This is a genomic window from Halosimplex aquaticum, from assembly GCF_028747785.1.
Lineage (GTDB): Archaea > Halobacteriota > Halobacteria > Halobacteriales > Haloarculaceae > Halosimplex > Halosimplex aquaticum.
Genome location: NZ_CP118158.1, coordinates 514,282 through 535,393 on the forward strand (window position 1 = coordinate 514,282; position 21,112 = coordinate 535,393).

At 71.1% G+C, this 21,112-nt stretch carries 22 protein-coding genes; 5 read left to right on the forward strand and 17 right to left on the reverse strand.

What is annotated here, in order from left to right; translation table 11 throughout:
- Positions 1 to 45 precede the first annotated feature (45 nt).
- Positions 46 to 912 carry an amidohydrolase family protein gene (locus PSC72_RS02525; RefSeq protein ID WP_382261838.1) on the reverse strand — a complete coding sequence of 289 codons (867 nt, stop codon included), beginning with the start codon at positions 910 to 912 and terminating at the stop codon, positions 46 to 48.
- Between the two features lie 173 nt (positions 913 to 1,085).
- Here PSC72_RS02525 and PSC72_RS02530 point away from each other — a divergent pair, with 173 nt between their 5' ends.
- From PSC72_RS02530 to PSC72_RS02540, 3 genes are all read left to right on the forward strand, one after another.
- Positions 1,086 to 2,078, forward strand: coding sequence for a hypothetical protein (locus PSC72_RS02530; RefSeq protein WP_274324326.1), 993 nt, complete (start codon positions 1,086 to 1,088; stop codon positions 2,076 to 2,078).
- Between the two features lie 176 nt (positions 2,079 to 2,254).
- Positions 2,255 to 2,944 (forward strand): hypothetical protein, encoded by a 690-nt coding sequence (locus PSC72_RS02535; RefSeq protein ID WP_274324327.1) that lies wholly within the window; start codon positions 2,255 to 2,257, stop codon positions 2,942 to 2,944.
- The gene (locus PSC72_RS02540) at positions 2,944 to 4,122 is read left to right on the forward strand and encodes an inorganic phosphate transporter (RefSeq protein WP_274324328.1); all 1,179 of its coding nucleotides are present in this window, start codon (positions 2,944 to 2,946) and stop codon (positions 4,120 to 4,122) included. The genes PSC72_RS02535 and PSC72_RS02540 overlap by 1 nt, the downstream gene beginning before the upstream one ends.
- A 255-nt stretch (positions 4,123 to 4,377) precedes the next feature.
- Here the strand turns inward: PSC72_RS02540 and PSC72_RS02545 are convergent, their stop codons facing one another.
- The 8 genes from PSC72_RS02545 to PSC72_RS02580 form a co-directional block, all read right to left on the reverse strand.
- Positions 4,378 to 5,658, reverse strand: a complete 1,281-nt coding sequence (locus tag PSC72_RS02545) for a carboxylate--amine ligase (protein WP_274324329.1) — start codon at positions 5,656 to 5,658, stop codon at positions 4,378 to 4,380.
- A gap of 340 nt (positions 5,659 to 5,998) precedes the next feature.
- Positions 5,999 to 6,502: a DUF7519 family protein gene (locus tag PSC72_RS02550; RefSeq protein ID WP_274324330.1), complete on the reverse strand. Its 504-nt coding sequence runs from the start codon at positions 6,500 to 6,502 to the stop codon at positions 5,999 to 6,001.
- The gene (locus PSC72_RS02555) at positions 6,499 to 8,001 is read right to left on the reverse strand and encodes a DUF58 domain-containing protein (protein ID WP_274324331.1); all 1,503 of its coding nucleotides are present in this window, start codon (positions 7,999 to 8,001) and stop codon (positions 6,499 to 6,501) included. Before PSC72_RS02555 ends, PSC72_RS02550 begins: the two co-directional genes overlap by 4 nt.
- Before the next feature lie 37 nt (positions 8,002 to 8,038).
- Entirely contained in the window at positions 8,039 to 8,599 is a 561-nt protein-coding gene (locus tag PSC72_RS02560; RefSeq protein WP_274324332.1) for a DUF7269 family protein, read from the reverse strand.
- Entirely contained in the window at positions 8,596 to 9,588 is a 993-nt protein-coding gene (locus tag PSC72_RS02565) for a DUF4129 domain-containing protein (RefSeq protein ID WP_274324333.1), read from the reverse strand. The genes PSC72_RS02560 and PSC72_RS02565 overlap by 4 nt, the downstream gene beginning before the upstream one ends.
- Positions 9,589 to 9,668: 80 nt before the next feature.
- Entirely contained in the window at positions 9,669 to 10,517 is an 849-nt protein-coding gene (gene nadE / locus PSC72_RS02570) for an NAD(+) synthase (RefSeq protein ID WP_274324334.1), read from the reverse strand.
- 159 nt (positions 10,518 to 10,676) lie between these two features.
- The gene (locus PSC72_RS02575; RefSeq protein ID WP_274324335.1) at positions 10,677 to 10,952 is read right to left on the reverse strand and encodes a HalOD1 output domain-containing protein; all 276 of its coding nucleotides are present in this window, start codon (positions 10,950 to 10,952) and stop codon (positions 10,677 to 10,679) included.
- A gap of 78 nt (positions 10,953 to 11,030) precedes the next feature.
- Positions 11,031 to 11,633 carry a sulfite oxidase-like oxidoreductase gene (locus PSC72_RS02580; protein ID WP_274324336.1) on the reverse strand — a complete coding sequence of 201 codons (603 nt, stop codon included), beginning with the start codon at positions 11,631 to 11,633 and terminating at the stop codon, positions 11,031 to 11,033.
- Between the two features lie 123 nt (positions 11,634 to 11,756).
- Here PSC72_RS02580 and PSC72_RS02585 point away from each other — a divergent pair, with 123 nt between their 5' ends.
- Positions 11,757 to 12,020 carry a hypothetical protein gene (locus PSC72_RS02585; RefSeq protein WP_274324337.1) on the forward strand — a complete coding sequence of 88 codons (264 nt, stop codon included), beginning with the start codon at positions 11,757 to 11,759 and terminating at the stop codon, positions 12,018 to 12,020.
- Between the two features lie 49 nt (positions 12,021 to 12,069).
- On the opposite strand, the gene PSC72_RS02590 is transcribed toward PSC72_RS02585, so the two are convergent.
- A complete protein-coding gene (locus tag PSC72_RS02590) occupies positions 12,070 to 12,450 on the reverse strand; it encodes a hypothetical protein (protein ID WP_274324338.1) in 381 nt (126 codons plus the stop codon).
- Between the two features lie 108 nt (positions 12,451 to 12,558).
- On the opposite strand from PSC72_RS02590, the gene PSC72_RS02595 reads away from it, so the two are divergent.
- The gene (locus PSC72_RS02595) at positions 12,559 to 13,566 is read left to right on the forward strand and encodes an SGNH/GDSL hydrolase family protein (protein WP_274324339.1); all 1,008 of its coding nucleotides are present in this window, start codon (positions 12,559 to 12,561) and stop codon (positions 13,564 to 13,566) included.
- Positions 13,567 to 13,593: 27 nt separating this feature from the next.
- On the opposite strand, the gene PSC72_RS02600 is transcribed toward PSC72_RS02595, so the two are convergent.
- The 7 genes from PSC72_RS02600 to rfbB form a co-directional block, all read right to left on the reverse strand.
- Complete coding sequence (locus tag PSC72_RS02600) at positions 13,594 to 14,796, reverse strand: pyridoxal phosphate-dependent aminotransferase (RefSeq protein WP_274324340.1); 1,203 nt, start codon at positions 14,794 to 14,796, stop codon at positions 13,594 to 13,596.
- 84 nt (positions 14,797 to 14,880) lie between these two features.
- A complete protein-coding gene (locus PSC72_RS02605; RefSeq protein WP_274324341.1) occupies positions 14,881 to 15,921 on the reverse strand; it encodes a lysylphosphatidylglycerol synthase transmembrane domain-containing protein in 1,041 nt (346 codons plus the stop codon).
- A gap of 64 nt (positions 15,922 to 15,985) precedes the next feature.
- Positions 15,986 to 16,762 carry a class I SAM-dependent methyltransferase gene (locus PSC72_RS02610; RefSeq protein WP_274324342.1) on the reverse strand — a complete coding sequence of 259 codons (777 nt, stop codon included), beginning with the start codon at positions 16,760 to 16,762 and terminating at the stop codon, positions 15,986 to 15,988.
- A 128-nt stretch (positions 16,763 to 16,890) separates the two neighbouring features.
- Positions 16,891 to 17,805, reverse strand: coding sequence for a glycosyltransferase family 2 protein (locus PSC72_RS02615; protein ID WP_274324343.1), 915 nt, complete (start codon positions 17,803 to 17,805; stop codon positions 16,891 to 16,893).
- Positions 17,802 to 17,987 (reverse strand): hypothetical protein, encoded by a 186-nt coding sequence (locus PSC72_RS02620; protein ID WP_274324344.1) that lies wholly within the window; start codon positions 17,985 to 17,987, stop codon positions 17,802 to 17,804. The genes PSC72_RS02615 and PSC72_RS02620 overlap by 4 nt, the downstream gene beginning before the upstream one ends.
- Before the next feature lie 210 nt (positions 17,988 to 18,197).
- Positions 18,198 to 20,024: an ArnT family glycosyltransferase gene (locus PSC72_RS02625; protein ID WP_274324345.1), complete on the reverse strand. Its 1,827-nt coding sequence runs from the start codon at positions 20,022 to 20,024 to the stop codon at positions 18,198 to 18,200.
- A 115-nt stretch (positions 20,025 to 20,139) separates the two neighbouring features.
- Entirely contained in the window at positions 20,140 to 21,069 is a 930-nt protein-coding gene (rfbB, locus tag PSC72_RS02630; protein ID WP_274324346.1) for a dTDP-glucose 4,6-dehydratase, read from the reverse strand.
- Positions 21,070 to 21,112: the final 43 nt, after the last annotated feature.

Consider the following 21,112-nt stretch of genomic DNA (forward strand, 5'->3'; position numbering starts at 1 on the left):
TGGCCCGTCGCCGCCGCGGCGTGGACGCGCGTCCACCGCGCGCCCTCACAGGCCGAGGAACCGCTCGGCGTTCTCCCAGAGCAGTTTCCGCTGGACCTCCGCGGGGAACTCGCAGTGGGCTTCGAACTGGTCGAGCCACTCTCCCGGGCGAATCATCGGGTAGTCGGTCCCGAACATCACTTTGTCCCGCAGCACCGTCTTCGCGTAGTGCAGGACCTGGTCGTCGATGTACTTCGGCAGCCACCCCGACAGGTCCATGTACACGTTCCCCTTCTGCTGGCAGATCGCCAGTTGCTCCTTCTCCCACGGGAACGCCGGATGCGCGATGAGAATGTCCAGGTCCGGGTGGTCCGCGGCCACGTCGTCGATCAGCATCGGATCCCCGTACTTGATACGCAGTCCCCGTCCGCCCGGCGCTCCGGCGCCCAGGGTCGAGTTGCCGCCGTGGAAGACGACCGGCACGCCCAGGTCCTCGATGGTCGCCCACAGCTCCTCGTGGGCGGGGTCGCTCGGGTCGAACCCCTGGGCGATCTGCTGGAACTTGAACCCCGAGAGGCCCAGATCCTCGACGCAGCGGCGCGCTTGTGCGGCGCAGTCGTCCTTGTGCGGATCGACGCTCCCGAAGCCGACGAAGAACTCGGGGTACTCGTCGCACACCTCCGCGACGTGCTCGTTCGGGACCGGCGGGTTCCCGGTGTTCGTCTCCGCGTCCCACCCCAGCAGGACGGCCCGTCCGACCCCCGCCTCGCGGTACTCGCCGACCATCTCCTCGTAGCTCCAGGTCTCCAGGTCGGTCCCGAACTTCGCCGCCGCGTCGCGCATCAACTGGCCGCCCGCGTCTTCGAGGAAGACCGACGTCGGCTGGTGTGCGTGCGTGTCCACCGCGCGGGGCTCCCCGTCGAGGACGTCGATAGGCATGCGAGAACATGGCACGCCAGCGGGAAAGTTCGGTCGGCCGAGCGAAGACGTCGCGGCCGGACTAAGTGGGACCGCCGTGGCGTCGTGGGGTGGTCCTATCGAGGCAGTCCGTATCGGTGGCAGTATCAGGGCCGTCCCTTTCGGCGTTTGGGGCCCGCTAGTGACGAGTGAGCTACTCCGACCACGAGGTCGAGGTGTCGACGAGCAGTCCGATCCCGACCGGCGTCGTCCACTCGTCGGCGAACCGCTGGCTGTTGCTGGACGGGAACCGCTGGATAGTCGCCGGAGCGCTCTCCGCAGGGGTGTTCGCGACGTTCGTCCTCCTCGGCTGGGTCGACATCATCGGAGTCGGTGCGGAGGACCCGGTGACGCTGCTGTTGAGCGTCCTCATCGCCGGGAACCTCACGCTCGTCCCGGTCACCATCACGATCAACCAGCTCGTCCTCTCGCGGGAGTTCGGGAAGCCACACGAGCACCGAACCCGCGACCAGGGCGTACGAGAACTCCGGAGGGACCTCAAGTCGGTCGCCGACGTCGCGCTCATTCCGCCCGAGCCCGCGGCGTTCCTGCGAACGCTGATCGAGACGCTCGAGGAGTGCGCCGAGGCGGTCGACGAGGCCGCCGCGGCGACCGGAGACGAGGACTTGCAACACCGCGCCGCTCGCCTGCGGGCGGAGATCGACGAGGGCACCGACCGAGTGGCACGCGCGCTCGACAGTTCCGACTTCGGGTCTTACTGGCTGCTGTCGGCGATGCTCGAGGTGAACAGCGCGTGGCTGATCGAGACGACGCAGTACCTGGAGCACGACTGCGGCGAGGCGGTCCCCGACGAGCCGTTCGACAGATTACAGGAGACGCTGCGGCTGTTCAACATCACGCGACAGTACACGAAGACCCTCTACGCGCAGAAGGAGATCGCGACGCTCTCCCGGCTGCTGCTCTACGCGGGCTTCTTCGCGGTCCTCGTCTCGTCGCTGGGCATGCTGGTGTACGCCACGCCGCTGATGGACGGCGCGCCGTCGATGGACCTGCTGGCGACGTTCAGCCTGATCGGCGCCGTCGCCTTCACGCCGCTGTCGTTCCTCGTCTCCTACATGCTCCGCCTCTCGACGCTGATGAGCTACCCGCCGCTGCGAAACTCGTTCATCACCGACGGGTGAACGCCGACAGCCAGCGCCGGTATCCGGGAGTTCCACCGGTCGTCAGATACCGGCCGCCTTTGCCAAGGTATATCAGCGGACAACCACTCTAGATACATACACGTGTATTCTCTTACAGTTGGTGGGCAGCGAGCCGCTCTCGTGGTCGCGCAGGTCGAAGACAGTGTCGGTGGACGGTGAACCCGAGTCGGGTCGACTCGATCGTCGACCTCGTCTACGGATTGCTGATCGCGCTCTCGGTGGGGCTGATCGTGGTCGTCGACAGCGTCGTCGGGCTGGCGTTCGGGTTCGGCGTCCTGCTCTCGTATCTCATCCACGTCGTCTGGAAGATGGCCCGGTTCGACCCCGACTGGATGACCACCGCGGTCAAGGAGACGGTCGAGGAGACAGTCGACGAGACGGTCGAGCAGAAAGTCGGCGAGACGGTCGAGGAGACCGTCGGCGAGACCGTCGAGGAAACGGTCGAAGAAACGGTCGGCGAAACCGTCGACGAGACGGTCAGCGAGACCGTCGAAGCCACCGTCCAGGAATCGGTCGGTGACGCGGTCGAGGAGAAAGTCGAGGAGACCGTCGGCGAAACCGTCGAAGAGACCGTGGAGGAAACCGTCGGCGAGACGGTGGAAGAGACGGTCGAAGAGAAAGTCACCGACACGGTCGAGGAGACCGTCGAAGAGACCGTCGGCGAAACCGTCGAAGAGACCGTCGAAGAGAAAGTCACCGATACGGTCGAAGAAACGGTCGGCGAAACCGTCGAGGAAACGGTCGAAGAGACCGTGGAGGAGACGGTCGAGGAGACGCTGGAAAAACAGTTAGAGACCGCGGAGGACGACGCCGAGAGCCCCAAAGCGACGGACGGGGACGACTGATGGTCGAACTCCTGCTGGTCGTCGGCATCCTCGTCGCGATGTTCGTCGCCTACAACATCGGCGGGTCGACGACGGGTCCGGCGTTCGGGCCGGCCGTCGGCGCCGACGCCATCTCGAAGACGCTTGCCGCGGCGCTGATGGGGGTGTTCTTCTTCCTCGGCGCTTGGACCATCGGACGCAACGTCGTGACGAAGCTCGGGTCGGAGCTGGTGGTCGACAGCGGCGTGTTCACGCTCGAATCGTCCATCGTCGTCCTCTTTTTCATCGGCGTCGCGCTCCTGCTCGGGAACGTCTTCGGCGTCCCGGCCTCGACCTCGATGACCGCCGTCGGCGCCATCGCGGGCCTCGGCCTCGCCGGCGGCGTGCTGGACCTGGCCGTCATGGGCGAGATCGTCACCTGGTGGGTCGTCTCGCCGATCATCGGCTTCTGGGTGTCGCTGATCGTCGGCCGGTACTTCTACGCGCGGCTCAACCGCCTGGTCGCCATGGAGCGCAGTACCGGCCCGCTGTTAGACGTCGACCGCTCGGGCCTGTTGCCGATCCCGAGCGTCCACCGGACGACCAATCGCAGGGAGCTCGCCGGAACGGTCACCGTCGTCGCGATCGGCTGTCTGATGGCCTTCAGCTCCGGGACCTCGAACATCGCCAACGCCGTCGCGCCGCTGGTCGGCAGCGACGAACTGAAGATGAACCCGGCCATCATCCTCGGCGGCATCGCCGTCACCATCGGCGCGTTCACCATCGCCCGGCGGACGCTGGAGACGATGGGTAGCGACATCACGGAACTGCCGCTGACGGCCGCGATCGTCGTCGCCACGGTCAGTTCCACACTGGTCGTCTTCCTCTCCGCGCTCGGGATCCCCGCGAGCTTCGTCATCATCGCGACGATGAGCATCGTCGGCCTCGGCTGGGGTCGAGCGACGCGGCCGCTGACCGCGTCCGAGGCGGTCTCCAGCGAGGACGCCCCGCCGATCGGCGTGGACGCGCTGGCCGCCGACGAAGCGGGCGAGGAGTTGCCCCCCATCGGCGAGGAAGACCCCGAGGACATCCCCGCCGCGGGCGACCTGTTCAATCCCGCGACCACTGCACGGGTCGTCCTGATGCAGAACGTCGTCCCGGCGATCGCCACGATCGGCGCCTACCTCACCTTCCGGTTCGTCCCCATCCCCGGCGTGTGAGCCCGCCGGGTCGCGGGCTAAACGCCCTCGCCGGATTCGAGGCGTCCGCGGAGGACCGAGGCGAGACCGTCCCCGTAGTCGGTCCCCGGAGCGCGACGACCACTGCGCCGACGGCGTCGGAGATCACGTCGGTCGCGATGTCGTCGGTGCCATCCGGCCAGCGGGGCGGCCGATCCGTCCGGCGCGGGTACTCGAACCGCCTGCCGTCCCACAGGAACGCGACGCCGACGGCGACCAGCCGCGGCGGCGGACCGCTCAGCGACGCCGGAATGGGAGCCGCGGGACCGCGCGGGCCCACGGAGGGCGGTTCCGCCAGACCTGCAGGTCGGGCACGGCGGGCAGTTCGGCGAGGAGCGTCGAGCAGTCCTGGAGGAAGGGGCCGGGGTCGTCGAGCGAGAGGTAGTCGAACCGCGGGTGCCGATAGGTCGAGACGGCGATGTCGCGCAGCGTCTCGGCGGACCCCGGTCGCTCGACGTGCGGGGAGTCGAACCGGAACAGGCTCAGCGCGTGCAGGAGCTCGCCTTTCAGCCAGTGACAGCCGACCCCGACGTCGTAGGAGGGGTCGATCTCGTCGGCGCGGTCGGTCGCCTGCTGCCAGTAGTACCGCGGGAAGTCGGCCCCCATCGCGACAGTCGAGGACAGCGACTGCCACATGCGCGGGTTGATCTCCGCGAGGACGAACTCGCCGGTGTCCTCGTCCCTGAGATACTCCAGGCACGCCAGGCCGTGCCACTCGAGGTGGTCGAGCAGGTCCGTCGCGACCGCTTCGAGTTCCGGGATCGAGACCGACTCGCGGTAGGCGCCGCCCGAGCCGGTGTAGCGAGTGCCCCGCACCTGCCGGTGCTGGAACACGGCCAGCGGGTCGCCCGAGTCGTACAGCGCGGCGACCATGAACTCGTCGTCCGCCGACACGAACTCCTGGACGATCGGCTCTACCCGATGACGGTCCCGGAGCGAGTCGGGGGCCATCACCGATCCGGGTTCGAGGTGCTCGATCAGGTCCGAGGTCTCGCACTCACCGGGAGCCAGCGAGTCGTCGTAGGTGGCCGTGAGCAGGTTGTACCGGGACTTGGCGAGCAGGTCCCGCGACCAGTCCTCGACGTCGTCCGGTCGCTGGGTCTCCGGCACGGGGACCCCCGCCGCCTCGGCCGCCTCGGCCAGCAACAGCCTGTCGTGGACCCGTTCTAGCGAGTCCATGTCCGGCACCGGTAGCGAGACGTCCGGTTCGAACGACGACCGGTACCGCGAGAGGACGTACGCGTCGACCTCCCGGACGGGGACGATAGTCCGGACGTCGTCCCGGGCGGCCACGTCGAGGAGGTCGTCCCTGTACGCGAGGAGGTCCTCGTGCGGGTCGGCCGTCGAGACCACTTCGTCGCAGTACTTCGAGGCGAACGCCTGGGAGGTGTCCATCTCCGAGACGACGACCGTCTTGATACCGAGCCTCCCGAGCGAGCGGAGCGTGGCGACGGTACTCGGGACGGTCGTCGCCGGTACCACGACGGCGGGCTTGCCCGACCTGCGACCTGCTGTCATAGGTGGATCCACCCTCGGACGAACCGTAGTAACCGGGCCACAAACGAACGGTAACAGACCGCTGCGATTTCGGCGGTCCCGCGGTGACGGAACCGCAGTCGGAGCGTACCGCGTCGCCGGGTTCGTTTGCCCCTCCGTTCCGTCACCGAGTTCCCCCGCTCGGCGCGTCGGAGAATCGAACACAGACCTTACCGCTGGGTGAGTCGTCGCTGCCTCGCGATGCCCGCGCGCGAGCGGCGACCGCCCGTTCCGCCCGTTCGCCGCCGACGGGTCCGATTTCGCGCGGTAAGCCGTCTGTGTCTCCCGGTCGATAGCCGAGCGGCCGGTTCGGATCTGCACCTCACCGGTTCAGCGCGACGACGAGCAGCGCCGCGGCGACGAGGAGGACGAACAGCGTCGTGACGGGCTGGCGTGTCGGCCCGACCTCGAAGAGCACGAGCCCGAGTCCCGCCGAGACGAGCCCGACCAGCGCGCCGGTAGCGGCGTGGAGCGTCTCGGCGCGGGCGGTGTCGGCCTCCGCGCCGAGTTGTCGGCCGATCGAGACGGCGTTCCCGGCGGCGTCCCAGGCGACCACCGACGCCGCCGTCCCGACGAGGACGGCCGGCGCGGGCGCGTCGCCGAGCGCGGCGAGGACGACGCCGACGAACGCCACCAGCCCGCCGACGTCGACGGCGCGGTGGGTCGCCCGGCGCACTCCCGCGAGCAGGACCACTGTGCCCAGCGCCGTCACGACCGCGCCGGTCACGCCGCCGGCCAGCCCCGCCGCTGCCGCCGTGGCGCCCGCCACGCCGGAGACGAGCAGCGAGTGGTTCCCCGGTCGACGGGTGATCTCGGTGCCGCTCACGCCGACCACCGCCTGCGAGCGCGTTCGAGCGCCTCGGCCAGTCGCTCGTCGGCGTCCCAGTCGACGACGCGGACGCCGCTCCCGCGCAGGTCGTTCAGCCGGTTCGACCGCTCGATCGCCGCGAGCGTCCGCCCGGGCGTGTCCCGCAGCGTCGGGTCCGGGCTGACGACGGTCACCGGGTGCCCCCGCACCTGCAGCGAGCGGGCGATGCGCGCGCTCGTCCCGTCGGGCATCGGCGAGACGAACACCACCTGCGCGTCGTCGTCGAGGCGCTGGTGCAGCCGACGCAGCTGCCACCGGACGTACACCCGATCCTCGGGCGGCGTCGGCGACAGCGCCGGATGCGTCGAGAGCAACTCGCGGGCGCGGGCCTGGTGGGTCGTCCCCGCGCCGGGCGCCAGCCAGACGGTGTCGCTCGCGAACGCCGCCAGGCCGACGCGGTCGCCCGTGTCCAGCAGCGAGTTGAAGATCCGGCGGGTCGCGTCGATGCCGCGGTCGACGGCGTGCAGTCCGTCGTCGCCGGCCTGGAGGTACGCCGACCGCCGCAGGTCGAGGACGACCACGACCGTCGCCATGCGCTCCTCGCGGAACTCCATCGTGGCGAGGGTCCCGTCGCGAGCGTAGGTGTTCCAGTCGATGCGGCTCAGCGAGTCGCCGTGTTCGTACTCCCGCAGGGCGGCGAACTCGACGCCCTCCCCGGAACTGTCCGTCGAGACGCGGCCGGTGTACGGCGACGTGAGTCCCCGCAGCGGGACCGCCTCCGTCGCGTCGACCGGCGCCATGCACGTGACCGACGCCCGCTCGGTTTCGAGGTCGAGTTCTCGCTCGCGGCTCCCGCTGGCGTTGCGCGCGAGAACGGTCAGCCCGTCGAAGCGATAGGCGCCGCGGCGCGCGAGCACCGCGTACGAAAAGGTCACCCGCGCGCCCGGCCGGAGGGCGGTCGCCGCCCGCGCCGGCCCGTCGGTGACCGCCAGCGCCTCGGGCACCTGCTCGACGACCCGCAGGTCCGGCAGGACCGCGTCGCCGACGTTCTCGACGACGACCGTCACCTCCACGCTGTCGCCCGGCTCCGGCCGCTCCGTCGAGAGCCGGCGCTCGACGGCCAACTCCGGTTCCGGCGCCTCGGTCGCGCTCGCGTAGGCGAGGTAGCCGACGCCCACGACAGCCGCGAGCAGGAGCGGGCGCGAGCGGAGCGCGACGCCCAGCCCCGCCGACAGAAACGACAGCGCCGCGAACCCGACCCAGTGGTTCGTCGACCGCAGCGTCGACGACCGGACCGTCGCCGCGGTCGGGCCCGCCGCGGCGGCTGCCGGTCGCGCGTCGGCCGCCGCCGAGTCCTCGTCGTCGGTTCGATCTGCGTCCCGACTATCGCCGGCCGTCGAGCGGTCCGCCTCGGTGACGCCGTCCGCCGCTCCTCGGTCGCGAGAGCTCCCCTCGTCGACCGGGACCGACGGGTCGACGGCCGTCCCGCCGTCCGGCCGCTCTGGCTCGTCGTGCATCCGCTCTGATCCACCGTCCGCCCGCCCGGGATCGCCGTCAGTCATCCTCGTCCCCCAGCAGTCGCTCGATCTCGGCGATGGCGCGGATCCCGCGGCGCTTGAACGGCGACTCCCGGTGGAGCAGCTCGCGCACCCGGTCGGTCGCGCTCGCCTCCGGGGCTCGGCCGGTGAAAAACGCCGCCGCGAACGGGTCGTCGGTCCACGTCCCCTCGGCGAGCGCCTGCTCGGCCTCGTCGGCCGAACAGCGCTCGCGGCGCTGGAGCGTCGCCACCGCGATCTCGCCCACCTCCTTGCGCAACCGGTGGCGCTCGGCCTCGCTGAACCGCGTCAGCGCCAGCCGGTTCAGTCGCCGGTCGAGGTCGTCGCCCGGCGTCGGCAGGTCGACCGCGAGTTCGGCGTCCGGCGTCTCCGCGTACTCCGGTTCGGTGGCCCGGCGTCGCTGGATCTGGCCGGCCGCGCCCAGCACGAGCACCGCACCGACCGCGACGACGATGCCGTCGCCGGCGGGCAGCGGCGTCGTGATCTGCGGGACGGCGATGGCGACCAGCCCGACGACGCCGAGGATCGCTCCCAACGTCGCAGTGATACGGCCGCTCACAGCTGGCTCGCCCCCTCGCCGTCGTCGGCGTAGGTCGATTCGATCCGCCGCAGCGTCTCGACGGCCGCCTCCTCGCGGTCGGCCGTCGGCTCCTCGCCGCCGTACCGGACGTCCTCGAACAGTTCGGTGAGCCGCGCCACGTCGTCGGGGTCCATCCCGGCCGCGGTCGCCGCCGTCGCGAACTCCGCCGGCGTGCTCGACGCCGGCCGGTCGACCGCGAGGTGGTCGGTCATCGCCGCCCACGCGCGATAGACCTCGTTCTCGAACTCGTCGCTCCCCTCGATGCGGTCGGCCGCCCGGCCAGCGGCCGCCCCGATGGCCCCGACGTCGGTCGCCGGTTCGGGCTCGGGCTCCTCGTCCTCCTCGTCGCCCGTCACCCGCTCGTCGCGCTGGTCGTGGTTGCCGGTCAGCACCAGCGCGGCGACGGCGACGAGCGTCCCGACGACGAGCAGGAGCAGGAGCTTCGTCGTGAGGGTGGGGGGCGCCACCGTCGTCTGTCCGCCCATCAGGCCGCCGCCCTCCGTGGAGGGGCGTCCCGGGTCGGAGAGTCCCAGGAATCCCCGCTGGGCCGTCTGACAGGAGGTGAGCAGCAGGTAGAGGAAGAATCCGGGGTAGCCCACGATGAACACGCCAGCGAGGCCCGACGCCGCGTCGTCGAGCCAGCGCCCGACCGCGAAGACGCCGACGAGCCCGAACACGAGCAGCGCCTGCACCAGCGGCTGCGTGAGCCACTGCACGCAGAACTGGAACGGCGTGCCCGGGTCGGTGTCGAGGCTCAGGGGGGAGTCGCGCCCCTCCTCGCTGTCGCCGGAGGGCTCGTCGGTCGGCGTCCGCTGGCCGCCCAGGTCCTCGTCCGCCCCGGCGTGCCCCATCCCGACGTCCGGGTTCGGGTTCGTCGTCGAGTCCAGCGTCGCCGCCGCGAAGGCGATCACCGCGACGCAGAGGAGGGCGAGCGCGACCGTCCGCGGACTCACGCGTGACGGATCCACACCCGTATTTAGGAAGTCCGAGCCTTATGGCTACCGCCCGGACCCCGTCGAATGTCGCTCGCTCGACGGTGCACTCCGGCTCAGCGGTTCGTCGACGGCTTGGGCGGCTGGTGGCGCTTGTGCCGAGTCGCCGCGCACCAGTCCGCGAGGCGGACGACGACCGAGCGGTCGATCCCGAGCCGGTCGGCGGTCTCCGTCGCGCCCCGGCCCTCGTCGACGGACAGCCCGAGCGCCCGGTCGATCGTCTCGGCGCCGACGTCGAGCGTCGCGGCCGGCGCGGGATCGTGCGGCGCGCTCCGCGGCGCCCCGTCGAGCATCTCGACCGGGAGGTCCATCGCCTCGGCGAGCGCGCGGACCTCCGTCCGGTAGAGGTCTCCGAACAGGAAGCAATCAACGCCCGTCTCGCCGTACTTCGTCGCCGCGCCGAGCAGGCGGTCGGTCCGGTCGACCGGGCCGACGACGAGCGCGTCGCGCCGGTTGGCGAAGTAGTATGCCGTCGCCGTCCGGAACCGCTCGACCGCGTTGTCCGTGGCGACGAGGTCGTCGGCGGGACCGCCGGCCTCGCCGACGACTTCCTGGAAGGCCGCGAGAACCGGCTGCAACTGGAGTCGGCGATGCTCGATCCCGAGCATCTCCGCGACCGCCTCGGCGGTGCTCGCCGTCGCCTCGTCGGTCAGCCCCGCGGGCGTGATCAGTCCGAGGACGTTCTCCTCGCCGACCGCGTCGACTGCCAGCGCGGCTGCCGTCGCCGCGTCGACGCCGCCGTCCAGCGGGACGACCAGCCCGTCCGCGTCGGCGTTGTCGACGATGTCGACGAGGAACTCGGGCAGGAGCTCCTGCAGCCGCCGGAGCGCGACACGCGTCGTCGCGAGTCCGTACTCGTCCCGCGGGAGGTCGAGTATCCGCGGGTGTCGGGCCGCGTCACTCACGGGGTATCGCCCCCTGCCGGTCCGTATCGTTCGCGTGGCGTCGTTCGTTCACACGTCTACCGCGCGAGCGACCCCTGAAAGAGGTTGTCTGCATACCTACTAGGGGCGTTCGGCAGGCCTGATACACCTAATATTCACACCGACGGGTCGGGGACGCCGTTACTCGATCTTGTCGGTGACGCGGATGTCGACGCCGCCGTCGCTCCAGACGCTGACGGTCACGTTTTCGAGGCGGATCTGGACCGAGACGTCGACGTCCGCGTCGGTCCTGAACAGGTCGTCGAGGGCATCGGGGTCGATGTGATCGTAGAGCTGCACGTCCGTCGAGGACAGCGACGCGTCGTCGTGGGCCGCGATCGCCTCGCGGACGGCCTCGCTGAGGGGAACGTTCTCCGCCTCGGGGTAGTACCGCCGACGCTCGGGATCCGTGGCCATTCGGGTCTTCACCACCGTCCCTTCGGTCACGGCCAGCAACCCTGTTGTGCATGAACGTGAAGGCCGGCTCGACTCCGCTCAGAGCGTCGTGTAACGCTCCTCGTTCCACGGATTCGCGGTGTTGGAGTAGCCGCGCTTCTCCCAGTAACCCCGCTCGGCCTCGGTGAGGAAGGTGACGCCGTCGACCCACTTCGCGCCCTTGTAGGCGTACTTGTGGGGCGTGACCACCCGGAGCGGCCCGCCGTGGTCCGAGGGGAGCGGGTCGCCGTCGAAGTCGAGGACGAACAGCACCTCCCGGCGCATGCACTCCTCCAGCGGCAGGTTGGTCGAGTAGCCGTCCATCGCGCCGAACATGACGTGGACGGCGTCGTCCTCCACGCCCGCGCGCTCGGCGATCTCGGGGAAGGTGACGCCGCGGAACTCGTTGTCGAAGCGGCTCCAGCCGGTGACGCAGTGGAAGTCCTGCCGTTGAGTCTCGGTCGGTAGCTCCTGGAACTCGTCCCACGAGAACGTCAACTCCTCCTCGACGGCGCCGCGGACGGTGAACTCCCAGTCGTCGCGGTCGAAGTCGGGGGTGTCCTTCAGCGAGAGGACGGGGAACCGCTCGGTCTTCCGCTGGCCCGGCGGCAGGCGCTCGCCGTCGAACTCCTCGTGTACGTCGGTGACGTCTCGGACGCCCATGACCGACGTTCGGGCGGGACGGTCCTAAATGGACGGTTGCGCCGGGAGCGGCGACGGCGGTGGGCCCCTGCAGCGGCCGGGCGCCGATTTATCTCCGTGGCGCCGGTAGGTCCGGCGGTCACGATGCCGGTCATTCGACTCGAAGCCGACTCCCCGGAGCGGACGCAGATCGGCGAGGGACTGGTCCGGTTCGCGGTTCAGGCCGGCCGCCTCGAAACCGGCCGGAAAGAGGGCCGGTACTTCCTCAAGCACGCCGACGGCTGCGGCGTCGACGGCCGACGGATCCGCCCGGGCGACCCCTTCGCCTTCGACACCGAGCGCGGCGAGATCCTCTGTCTCGAACACGCAGAGGAACGCGCGGAGGGCGCAGCCGCCGAGAGCGAGTGAGCGAAGGGCTGCACCGTCGGGCCACTCCGGTACCCCAGCCCCGGCGGGCTCACTCCGGCGTCCCGCCCACGGCGGCGAGCACGTCCAGCGCCGCCTCGACCTCGTCCGGACCCTCGACGAACACGAGCGTCCGCGGCGGTCGGACCGCCTTCGGGCGGACGCGCAGTCCCGCGCGCGCCGCGGCGCTGGCCGCCCGGTCCGGTTCGCCGGCGAACTCGACGTGGATCCGGTCGGGGTGGACGAACGCCTCAGCGAGTCGCGTCTCCCCGCGGCCGATCGCGTACGCGAACGCGCCGTCCGCGGTCGGCTCGACCGCCGACGCCTCGTCGACGACCGCGAGGTCGTCGGTTTCGCGCTCGCCCGCCTCGACCGCGGCGGCGAGGCGCAGCGCGAGCGCCCTGCCGTCGCGGTCGTCGCCGTCGTCGCTCATGGTCGAACGTGCGTCCGCGAGCGGGAAAACTCGCCCGCTGTCGGCGTCCTCCCGGAAGCACGTGACGCGAGGGCCACGCCTATATCGGCGGTCGCCGATTGCGGCGGTATGTCACGTGACAACGTCGCGCTGCACAACGTCGCGGAGCCCCTCCCTGCGGACGACGGCGTCCGACTGGAGCGACTGCCGCCCGGAGTCACGGAACCGTTCAACGACCGTTCGCAGGAAGAGTACAGGCGCCCCGACGGCGTCGAGATCCGCTTCGTCGGCGAGTCCGCGGAGATCACGCTGTCCTGCCCCGAGGGGTCCTGTGAGGCGACGCCGTTCTGGGGCCCCTTCCAGGAACAGCCCGGGGAACACGTCACTCTGGACGCGGAGCCGACGACCGTCGAGCTGTCGCTGCCGGAGCGGGTCGCCGCCGTCGACCGGGACCGCCTCGACGACCGCTACTTCGACCCGACGGTCGGCCGCCTCGTGCTGTTCGGCAACCCGGTCGTCCTCCACGACGTCTCGGGCGACGTCCGACCGCCGGAACCGGCCGAGCGCCCCGACCAGACGCTACTGACCTACGGCACGTCGATAACGCAGGGCGCCTGCGCGAGTCGGTACCCGATGACCTACGGGCACCAGACCGCGCGGCTGCTCGGCGACGACCACGTGAACCTCGGCTCCGGCGGGTCCGCCTTCTGCGAGAACGCCCTCGCGGACTACGTCGCCGGGCGAGACGACTGGGACCGGGCCGTCCTCGCCGTCTCGGTCAACATGATCGCCGCCGGCTTCGACGCCGACGAGTTCGGCGAGCGCGTCCGCTACCTGGTCGACACCGTCGCGGGCGCCCACTCCGACAAACCCGTCGCCGCGGTGACGCTGTACCCGTTTTTCGCCGACCTGTGTCCCGATATCAGCGACGGGGACGAGTGGCCCGCCACGCCGAGCGAGTACCGCCAGGAGCTGCGCGACGCCGTCGCGGCCGCCGACCGCGACAACCTCCACCTGATCGAGGGCCCCGACCTGCTCCAGGATCCGGGCGGGCTCTCGACCGACCTGCTCCACCCGATGGACCACGGCATGACCGAGATCGCCCACCGGCTCGCCGACCGGCTCGGCGAGTTGTAAGTCCGGCCGGAAGCCAGCGGCGAAGCGCTATCCGTCCACGTCGGCCGCGACCATCGCTTCGAGGCGGTCGAGGCCGAGTTCGAGGCGGTCCAGCCCGTTGGCGAAGCTCAGGCGGAGGTGGCCCTCGCCGCCGGCGCCGAACGCCGACCCGGGGGCGGTCACCACCCCGTGCTCGGTGAGGAGGCGCTCGGCGACCGCTCCGCTGGAGCCGTCGAGCGCGCTCACGTCGACGAACGCGTAGAAGGCGCCGTCCGGGCGAGCGACCGAGATCCGGGGGATATCCTCGATGCGGCCCATCACGTAGTCCCGCCGCTCGCGGAAGGCGGCCTTCATCTCGTCGACGGGCTCCTGCGGCCCGGTGAGCGCCGCGATAGCCGCGTACTGGGCGGGCGTGTTGACGCAGGAGGTCGTGCTCTCGCGGATCTTCGTCACCTGGGAGAGGACGTCCGACGGGCCGGCGAGCCAGCCGACGCGCCAGCCGGTCATCGCGTAGGCCTTCGAGACCGACCCGACCGACAGCACCCACTCCTCGCGGTCGAGCCGGTCGGCCACCGCGGCGGTCCGCGGCGGCCGCTCGCCGTAGGTCAGCTCCCGGTACACCTCGTCGGCGAGGACGAACGCCTCGTGGTCCGCCGCGGCGTCGACGACTCGCTCGACGGCCTCGACCGGGAACACCTGCCCGGTGGGATTCGACGGCGAAGTCAGCAGGACGGCCGCGGTGTCCGGCCCGATGGCGTCGACGATCCGCCCGGCGTCAGGCGCGAACCCCTCCGCGGCTGGCATGGGCACCTCGACCGGGACCGCGTCGGCCAGCTTCGCCTGCGAGATGGGGTTCGGCCACGCCGGCGTGGGGACGACGACCTCCGCGCCGGGGTCGGCGACCGAGTGGATCGCCAAGTGGATCGCCTCGACGCCGCCGGTCGTGATCGCCACCTCGGAAGCGGGGTCGGGTACCGGCCCGCCGTCGCGACCGAGATAGTCCGCGACCGCCTCGCGGAGTTCGGAGATGCCGGCGTTGGACGTGTACTTCGTCCGGCCGTCGGTCGCGGCCTCGTGCGCGGCCGCGACGACGTGCTCGGGCGTGTCGAAGTCCGGTTCGCCGAACTCCAGGTGGACCAGCTCGCCCCCCTGTTCGGCGGCGAGTTCGAACATCTCGCGGATCCCCTGGGGGTCGACGGAACGGACCCGCTCGGTGACGCGGGCGGACTCGGACGCGGACGGCTCGCTCATCGGTCGTACCGACCGCTGTGAGCGCAAAGAGCGTTTGGATGCGGGCGAGCCCGCTCGCCGGACAGGGCCCGGACACCCCCGGACTCACTCGCTCGCTGACGCGTTCGACGCGAGCGCCGAGAAGTCGATCCGCAGCGACGGGTACCAGCCGGCGAGCGCCGGGAGGTACGAGCCGAGCAGGCGGTCGACGAACACCACCGGGACGACCGCCGCGACCGGCAGCCCCAGCGCTACGAACACCGCGGTCGCGCTCGCTTCCGAGACGCCGACGCTTCCCGGCGTGAGCGGCAGCAGCGTCACGCTGTAGGCCGCGACGAGGTACAGCGGCAGCGCGACCAGCGGCTCGAACGCGACGCCGAGGCTCTCGAACAGCAGCCAGACGCGCAGTCCGGGCACCACCAGCACCGTCAGCGCGTAGCCCGCGACGTACGGCGCGACGGCCGACGGGTCGGTGAGTAACCGGCGGAACGCGGCCGCCGACTCCGCCGTGAACTCCGGGATCGTTCCGGTCAGCCCGCCGAGGCGGCCGCCGACCACGGGCACCCGGCGGGCGAGGGCCTCGACCGCGACGGCGACGCGATCGACGGCCCGCATGTGCGCGCCGGCGAGCAACACCACGGTCCCGGCGGCGACGTACAGCCCCGTCGACAGCAGGAGCACGAGGACGAGCGCCGAGGGGAGCCGCCCCAGTCCGAGCGCGACGCCGACGAGGGCAGTCGCGCCGTAGAGGACGGCGTAGAGGCCGGTGTGGACGCCCGAGACCGCGATCGCGTCGGCGTAGGGCATCCCGGTGCGGTCGTGGGCGACGAACGGCGCGACCGCCCGGCCCGACAGCCGCGAGGGGAGCAGCTGGTTGACGAACAGCACGACCAGCCCGGTCTGGACGGCGTCGCGGAACCGCGTCGGGGCGGCGCTGTCGAGCAGGACGTGCCACATGTACAGGGAGCCGGCCAGCCCGACGACGCTCACCGCGACCAGCGCCGCGGCGGTCCCCGGCGAGACGTCGGCCAGCAGCGCCAGCGCCCGCCCCCACTCGACCTGGCGGACGACCCACGCGAGCGCGAGCGCGCCGACGAGGTACTGGATCGCACGGACCGCCTGCGCCCGCCGGTTCGCGTCGCTCACGCGCGCCTCCCGCCGGTCGTCGGTCCGGCTGTCACTCCCGCGACGGTGCCAGTGCGTTCGCGTCTCACAGGTCGGGGTAGTTCTCGGCGACGTCGCCGGGCAGTTTCCGGAGCACGGCGAGGCCGCTGCAGTACGGTCGCTGCTCGAAGACGAAGCCGTCCCTGACGGTGACGAACGACTCCGTCTCGTCGAACGCGCAGGAGAAGTACGTCTCCAGCGCCCGGATGACGCCCCGGTCGGCGCGCCGCGAGAGGCCCACAGTCCCGTCCGCTCGCCGGTAGACCCGTCGCATGTTCGTGTCGTGGAACAGCACGACGGCGTCCTCGGCGAGGTGGGGGAACCAGGCCTCGATCTCGGCGACGGTGTGTTCGTACTCGTGGCTGGTATCGACGAACAGCACGTCGATAGCCGGGTCGACGCCGTGCTCGGCGCTCCAGTCCGCGAACCGCTCCGCGAACGCCACGTCGTCGGACTGGACGAACCGCCAGCGGTCGTAGTCGCCGTCGTAGGTCGTCGGGTCGACGTCGACGCTGACCAGGTCGGCGTCGGCGAGGCGGGCGACCCGCTCGAAGACGAACGTCGACTCGCCGCCCCTGACGCCGAGTTCGACCACCGTCTCGGGGTCGGCTTGGAGCGCCTCGACGAACAGCCGTTCGAGGTGGTCGCTGGTGTCGGTGTACCGCCGGGCGCGGCGCTGGACGGCCCGGAACTCGGGCAGGTCCGTCGGCGGCTCGTAGCGCTCGGACCCGGTCGCCTCGTTGAAGCGGTCGATGCCCGCGTGGATCAGATCGAGCGCGCCGCTGCGCCGGAGAGAACGGTGAAACAAGTTACTACCCCCCATGGCAGACCAGTGGAGTGCCGGCTGGAAAAATGGTCGGCCGCGGGCCGCCGATCCCGCCGTCGCCAGCGGATCGCGGGCCGTCTATCGCGGCCACGTCGAGGTACCGCGGGCCGTCTATCGCGGCCACGTCAGTGCACCTCCGGCGGCGGCGACTCGGTCTGCGAGCGGGGCGCCTCGTGCTGGCGGACGGTCGTCGCTTCGAGGAACGCCTCCTCCGAGCGCGGGTAGGGCCCGCAGTAGACCCGGAGCGGCTGGGTCACCAGGCTCGCGGCCGAGAGCGCGACGGCCGCGGCCGGGGCCGAGTTGTTGCTGTGGGCGGCGATCCGGGCCGCGATCGTCCGGAGCAGCGTCTTGAAGTTCTCCATCGACGGGGCGTAGATCTCGCCCTTGTCGGGGTGGACCGAGTGGGTGTCCAGCACCGCGCGCATGGGAACGTCGCGGTCGGCCAGCCGGAGCGAGAGGTCGACGTCCTCGCCGCGGATCGGCATCGAGGGGTCGAACACCTCCCCGTCGAGTTCGTCCCGGTAGATCGCCCGCGGGACGATCGCCCCGTCGCCGGGGATGTAGTTCACCTCCGCCGTGCCCGACAGCGGGTCGACGACGTAGGGGATCGTGAAGCGGTACGGCGAGAGCAGTCGCACGTAGGTCCAGTCGGGGTCGACGCGGTAGTTGCGCCGCGCGGTCGTCCACACGGCGTCCGGCGTGACGCGGTCGGCGAGCGTCCGCAGGTACCCCCGCGGGAACAGCGTGTCGTGGTTGTAACAGCAGATGTACTCGCCGCGGCTCTCGCGGATGCCGCGGTTGATCCCGCGGCTGAACCCGCGGTTCTCGTCGTTCTCGAAGACGCGGACGGGCGCGTCCTCGGGGTAGGCCTCGCGCACGCGCTCGGGCGTGCCGTCGTCGCTGTCGTTGTCGACGACGACGACCTCGTAGTCGTCGAACGCCTGGCGTCGCACGGAGTCTATCGCACCGACGATCGCCTCGCCGGGGTCCCACGTCAGGAAGACGAGCGAGAACGTCGGACGGGACCGCCCGCTCGTCACCCGGACCACCCCGGCTCGACGCCCTCGCTCGCCGACTGCCCGTCCGGCCCTCTGACCGGTCGGTCGGCCGTCCGTCCGCTCGTCGCGCCCCGCCCGTACGCGCCGTCGAGCCGCCCGAGAGCGACTGCGACCGGTGAACTGGCGGTCCGGCCGGGGTGGTGTCCGGCCGGGGCGGTCGGCATCGGTCCGGATCGTCCCCAGGGGCGGACAGGCGGTGACATCGTCGGTCCTCCTGTCCTGACGATAGGTCGAAAGGAGGTTAACGAATCATGTTGCACTCTCAAGCCGCGGCGAGACGCCGGCTGAGAGGGAGTAACGCGGCGTTTCGGGCTCGGTTGGACGGGCCGGAGACCGACGACCACTGTCGAGTGAGCGCCGCTCGACGCGGCCGTTCACCCCGACGCGTTGCACTGCCCGGTCCGTTCGAGGACGACGGTGTACTGGTCGACGCCGACGTCCTGGGGGTCGCCGTACTGGATCGCCCGCGGGACGAGTCCGACCTCGACGAGTTCCGGCAGCCCCGCCGACCGGGTCCGGTTGTCCAGGAAGGCCGGGCGGCGACCGAACGTCGCCGCGACGCGGTAGGGGTAGGTGTCCTCCGCGAGCAGGTCCCGGACGAACCGCTCCCGGGGGTCGCTGGAGAGTCGGCTCGCCCGCTCGCTCCAGTCGTCGGGCGCGAGCACGAGGACGCTCTCGTAGTAGTGCAGTTGGACGTAGTCGGGACAGCGCTCCTCGATGGCGCGCAGCCACGCCATCCCCGACTCCTTCGCGCCGCCGGGCGTCGCGTTCCTGTTGCTCAGCCGGTAGACGGTCATCCAGTGGGGGACGGCGGCCTCCTGCGGGTCGTTCGGGTACGTCTCGACGGTCGCGTTCGGCGCCGCGTTCGAATCGAGCCAGCCGGTCGCCCGGTCCCGGGACTGCGCGGCGTAGCCGAGGTCGCCGACGCCGGCGTACAGCCCGCTGGTCAGCAACAGGAGGGCGACGAGCGGCCGGCCGATCTTCGGGCGGGCGTCCGCCAGCCGCCGCAGCGCGACGGCGAGCACGACGACCAGCAGCGCGATGGTCGGGAGGAGGTGGTGGGTGCGGATGTACGCCCAGTTCGCGTAGAGGCGGACGTACGCCGCGAGGGCGATCAGCACCAGCGCGATACCGTCGGCCTCGGTCGATCGTCGGATCATCCGCGGCACGCTCGCGAGGAGGCCCGCGACCGACGCGACGAACAGGGGCAGCCCCATGCCGTTGAGGTACCCCCGGAGAAACCACCACCACGTTGGCTCGATCCGCCAGCCGTGCGGGTCGGTCTTGCCGGTCGTCCCCCGGCCGATGCGGGCGACCAGCGGTTCCAGCCCGCCGGCGACCACGGTCGGGAACCCCAGGTAGATCGCCCCGGCACCGAGCGCGGCGCCGACCGCGAGCATCCGCGGGCGAACCAGCGCCGCTCGCCAGTCGTCGCCGGCGTTGCCGACCCGGAGGACGAACGCGCCCGCTATCAGGATCACGCAGACGACGGTCGTCAGCTTGACCGCGATGGCGATGCCCCCGGCGAGACAGGCGGCGAGGAAGAGGGCCGGTTCGCCCGTCTCGGTGTAGCGGATGCAGAAATACACCACCAGGAGGAAGAAAAACAGCGCCGGCACGTCCTCGCCCACCTCGTGGGCCAGGACGAGAAATCCCCACGTGAACGACAGCAACAGCGCGGCCAGCCGGCCGGTCGCCCGGTCGCGCATCACCGTCCCGATCCGGTAGGTGACGTAGACGCACCCGACCGCCAGCGCGACGACGACGAGCCGACCCAGGACGACGCTCCACGTCCAGATCCACGCCGGCGTGCGCTGCCAGTGGGCCCACAGGTCGACCGAGGCGTGCTCGGGCAACTGGACGAAGGCATCGAGTTGCCCGGTGAGGAAGGCGACGACGAAGACCGGCAGGAGCGCCAGCCCGAAGAGGTAGAACGTCGCGCCGAACGCCCGCCCCTGCTGCATCCCCGCGAGCACCGAGTCGATGCCGGGGTCCGCGGCGACCGTCCCGACGAACGACATCGGGTCGACGATCCGCCACCGCTCGTCCCGCGTCGCGAAGTTCGGGACGCGGTGCCAGAACCAGAAGCCCGCGAGCAGCGTCGCCAGCCCGAGGACGTACGGGAGGTACGGGTCCGACTCGAAGTCGTCGCGGAGGCAGCGCCTCGCCCGTCCGATCAGCCCGCCGGCCACTGGGCGCATGCTCCCCCGTTCGGAGGTGCCCCGGAAAGTCATGACGCCGATATACCCGCCGTCGCGTCGGTAAGCGTGGATTACCGGCCGGAGCGTACCGGGGCACCGATCACTCGCCGGAGTGTCACCTGGTCCCGCTGTAGTGCTCGACCGTCCGTTCGAGCCCGTCTTCGAAGGTGTACTCGGGCGCCCAGCCCAGCTCCCGGATCTTCTCCGTCTCCAGGGCGTAGCGCTGGTCGTGGCCCGGTCGGTCCTCGACGAACTCGACCAGGTCCCGCGACGCGCCCACCGCGTCGAGGATCGCCTCGGTCACCTCGAGGTTCGTCCGCTCCTCGCCGCTGCCGACGTTGTACACCTCGCCCGCGACGCCCTCCCGGAGCACCAGGTCGACGGCCCGGCAGTTGTCGGCGACGTAGGTCCACTCGCGGACGTTCGAGCCGTCGCCGTAGAGCGGCAGGGACTGCCCCGCTGCGGCGCGCGTGATGAACTTCGGGATCAGCTTCTCGGGGTGCTGGCGCGGGCCGAAGTTGTTCGACGACCGGGTGACGACCACGGGCACGCCGTAGGTCCGCTCGTAGCTCAGCGCGAGGTGGTCCGCGCCGGCCTTGGTCGCCGCGTAGGGGTTGCGCGGGTCCAGCGGGTCGGTCTCGGCGAACGCCCCGTCGACGGTCTGGCCGTACACCTCGTCAGTCGAGACCTGCAGGAACCGCTCCAGGTCGGTCTCGCGAGCGGCGTCCAGCAGCGCCCGCGTCCCGTCGACGTTCGTCGAGACGAACGGCGCCGCGCCGTCGATCGACCGGTCGACGTGTGACTCCGCGGCGAAGTGGACCACCGCGTCGACGTCCGCGACGAGGTCGGCCACCAGATCTTCGTCGCGGACGTCGCCCTCCACGAACTCGTGGCGCTCGTCCGCGAGCGCGCCCGCGAGGTTGTCCCTCGACCCCGCGTAGGTCAGCGCGTCGAACGTGACCACCTCGTCGTCCGTGCGGTCGAGGAGGTGGTGGACGTAGTTCGAGCCGATGAATCCCGCGCCGCCGGTGACGAGCGTGCGCACGGTCGAGCCAACGAGTCGACGGCATATTTGTGTTTCCGCTACG

Bases quoted from the DNA above. Each gene is read 5' to 3' on its own strand.
- PSC72_RS02580 (WP_274324336.1), bottom strand. From the start codon at position 11,633: ATGGGCGTCCGAGACGTCACCGACGTACACGAGGAGTTCGACGGCGAG.
- PSC72_RS02585 (WP_274324337.1), top strand. From the start codon at position 11,757: ATGCCGGTCATTCGACTCGAAGCCGACTCCCCGGAGCGGACGCAGATC.
- PSC72_RS02610 (WP_274324342.1), bottom strand. From the start codon at position 16,762: ATGGGGGGTAGTAACTTGTTTCACCGTTCTCTCCGGCGCAGCGGCGCG.
- PSC72_RS02545 (WP_274324329.1), bottom strand. From the start codon at position 5,658: ATGACAGCAGGTCGCAGGTCGGGCAAGCCCGCCGTCGTGGTACCGGCG.
- PSC72_RS02600 (WP_274324340.1), bottom strand. From the start codon at position 14,796: ATGAGCGAGCCGTCCGCGTCCGAGTCCGCCCGCGTCACCGAGCGGGTC.
- PSC72_RS02555 (WP_274324331.1), bottom strand. From the start codon at position 8,001: ATGCACGACGAGCCAGAGCGGCCGGACGGCGGGACGGCCGTCGACCCG.
- PSC72_RS02575 (WP_274324335.1), bottom strand. From the start codon at position 10,952: ATGGCCACGGATCCCGAGCGTCGGCGGTACTACCCCGAGGCGGAGAAC.
- PSC72_RS02625 (WP_274324345.1), bottom strand. From the start codon at position 20,024: ATGCGCCCAGTGGCCGGCGGGCTGATCGGACGGGCGAGGCGCTGCCTC.
- PSC72_RS02595 (WP_274324339.1), top strand. From the start codon at position 12,559: ATGTCACGTGACAACGTCGCGCTGCACAACGTCGCGGAGCCCCTCCCT.
- PSC72_RS02590 (WP_274324338.1), bottom strand. From the start codon at position 12,450: ATGAGCGACGACGGCGACGACCGCGACGGCAGGGCGCTCGCGCTGCGC.
- PSC72_RS02620 (WP_274324344.1), bottom strand. From the start codon at position 17,987: ATGCCGACCGCCCCGGCCGGACACCACCCCGGCCGGACCGCCAGTTCA.
- PSC72_RS02540 (WP_274324328.1), top strand. From the start codon at position 2,944: ATGGTCGAACTCCTGCTGGTCGTCGGCATCCTCGTCGCGATGTTCGTC.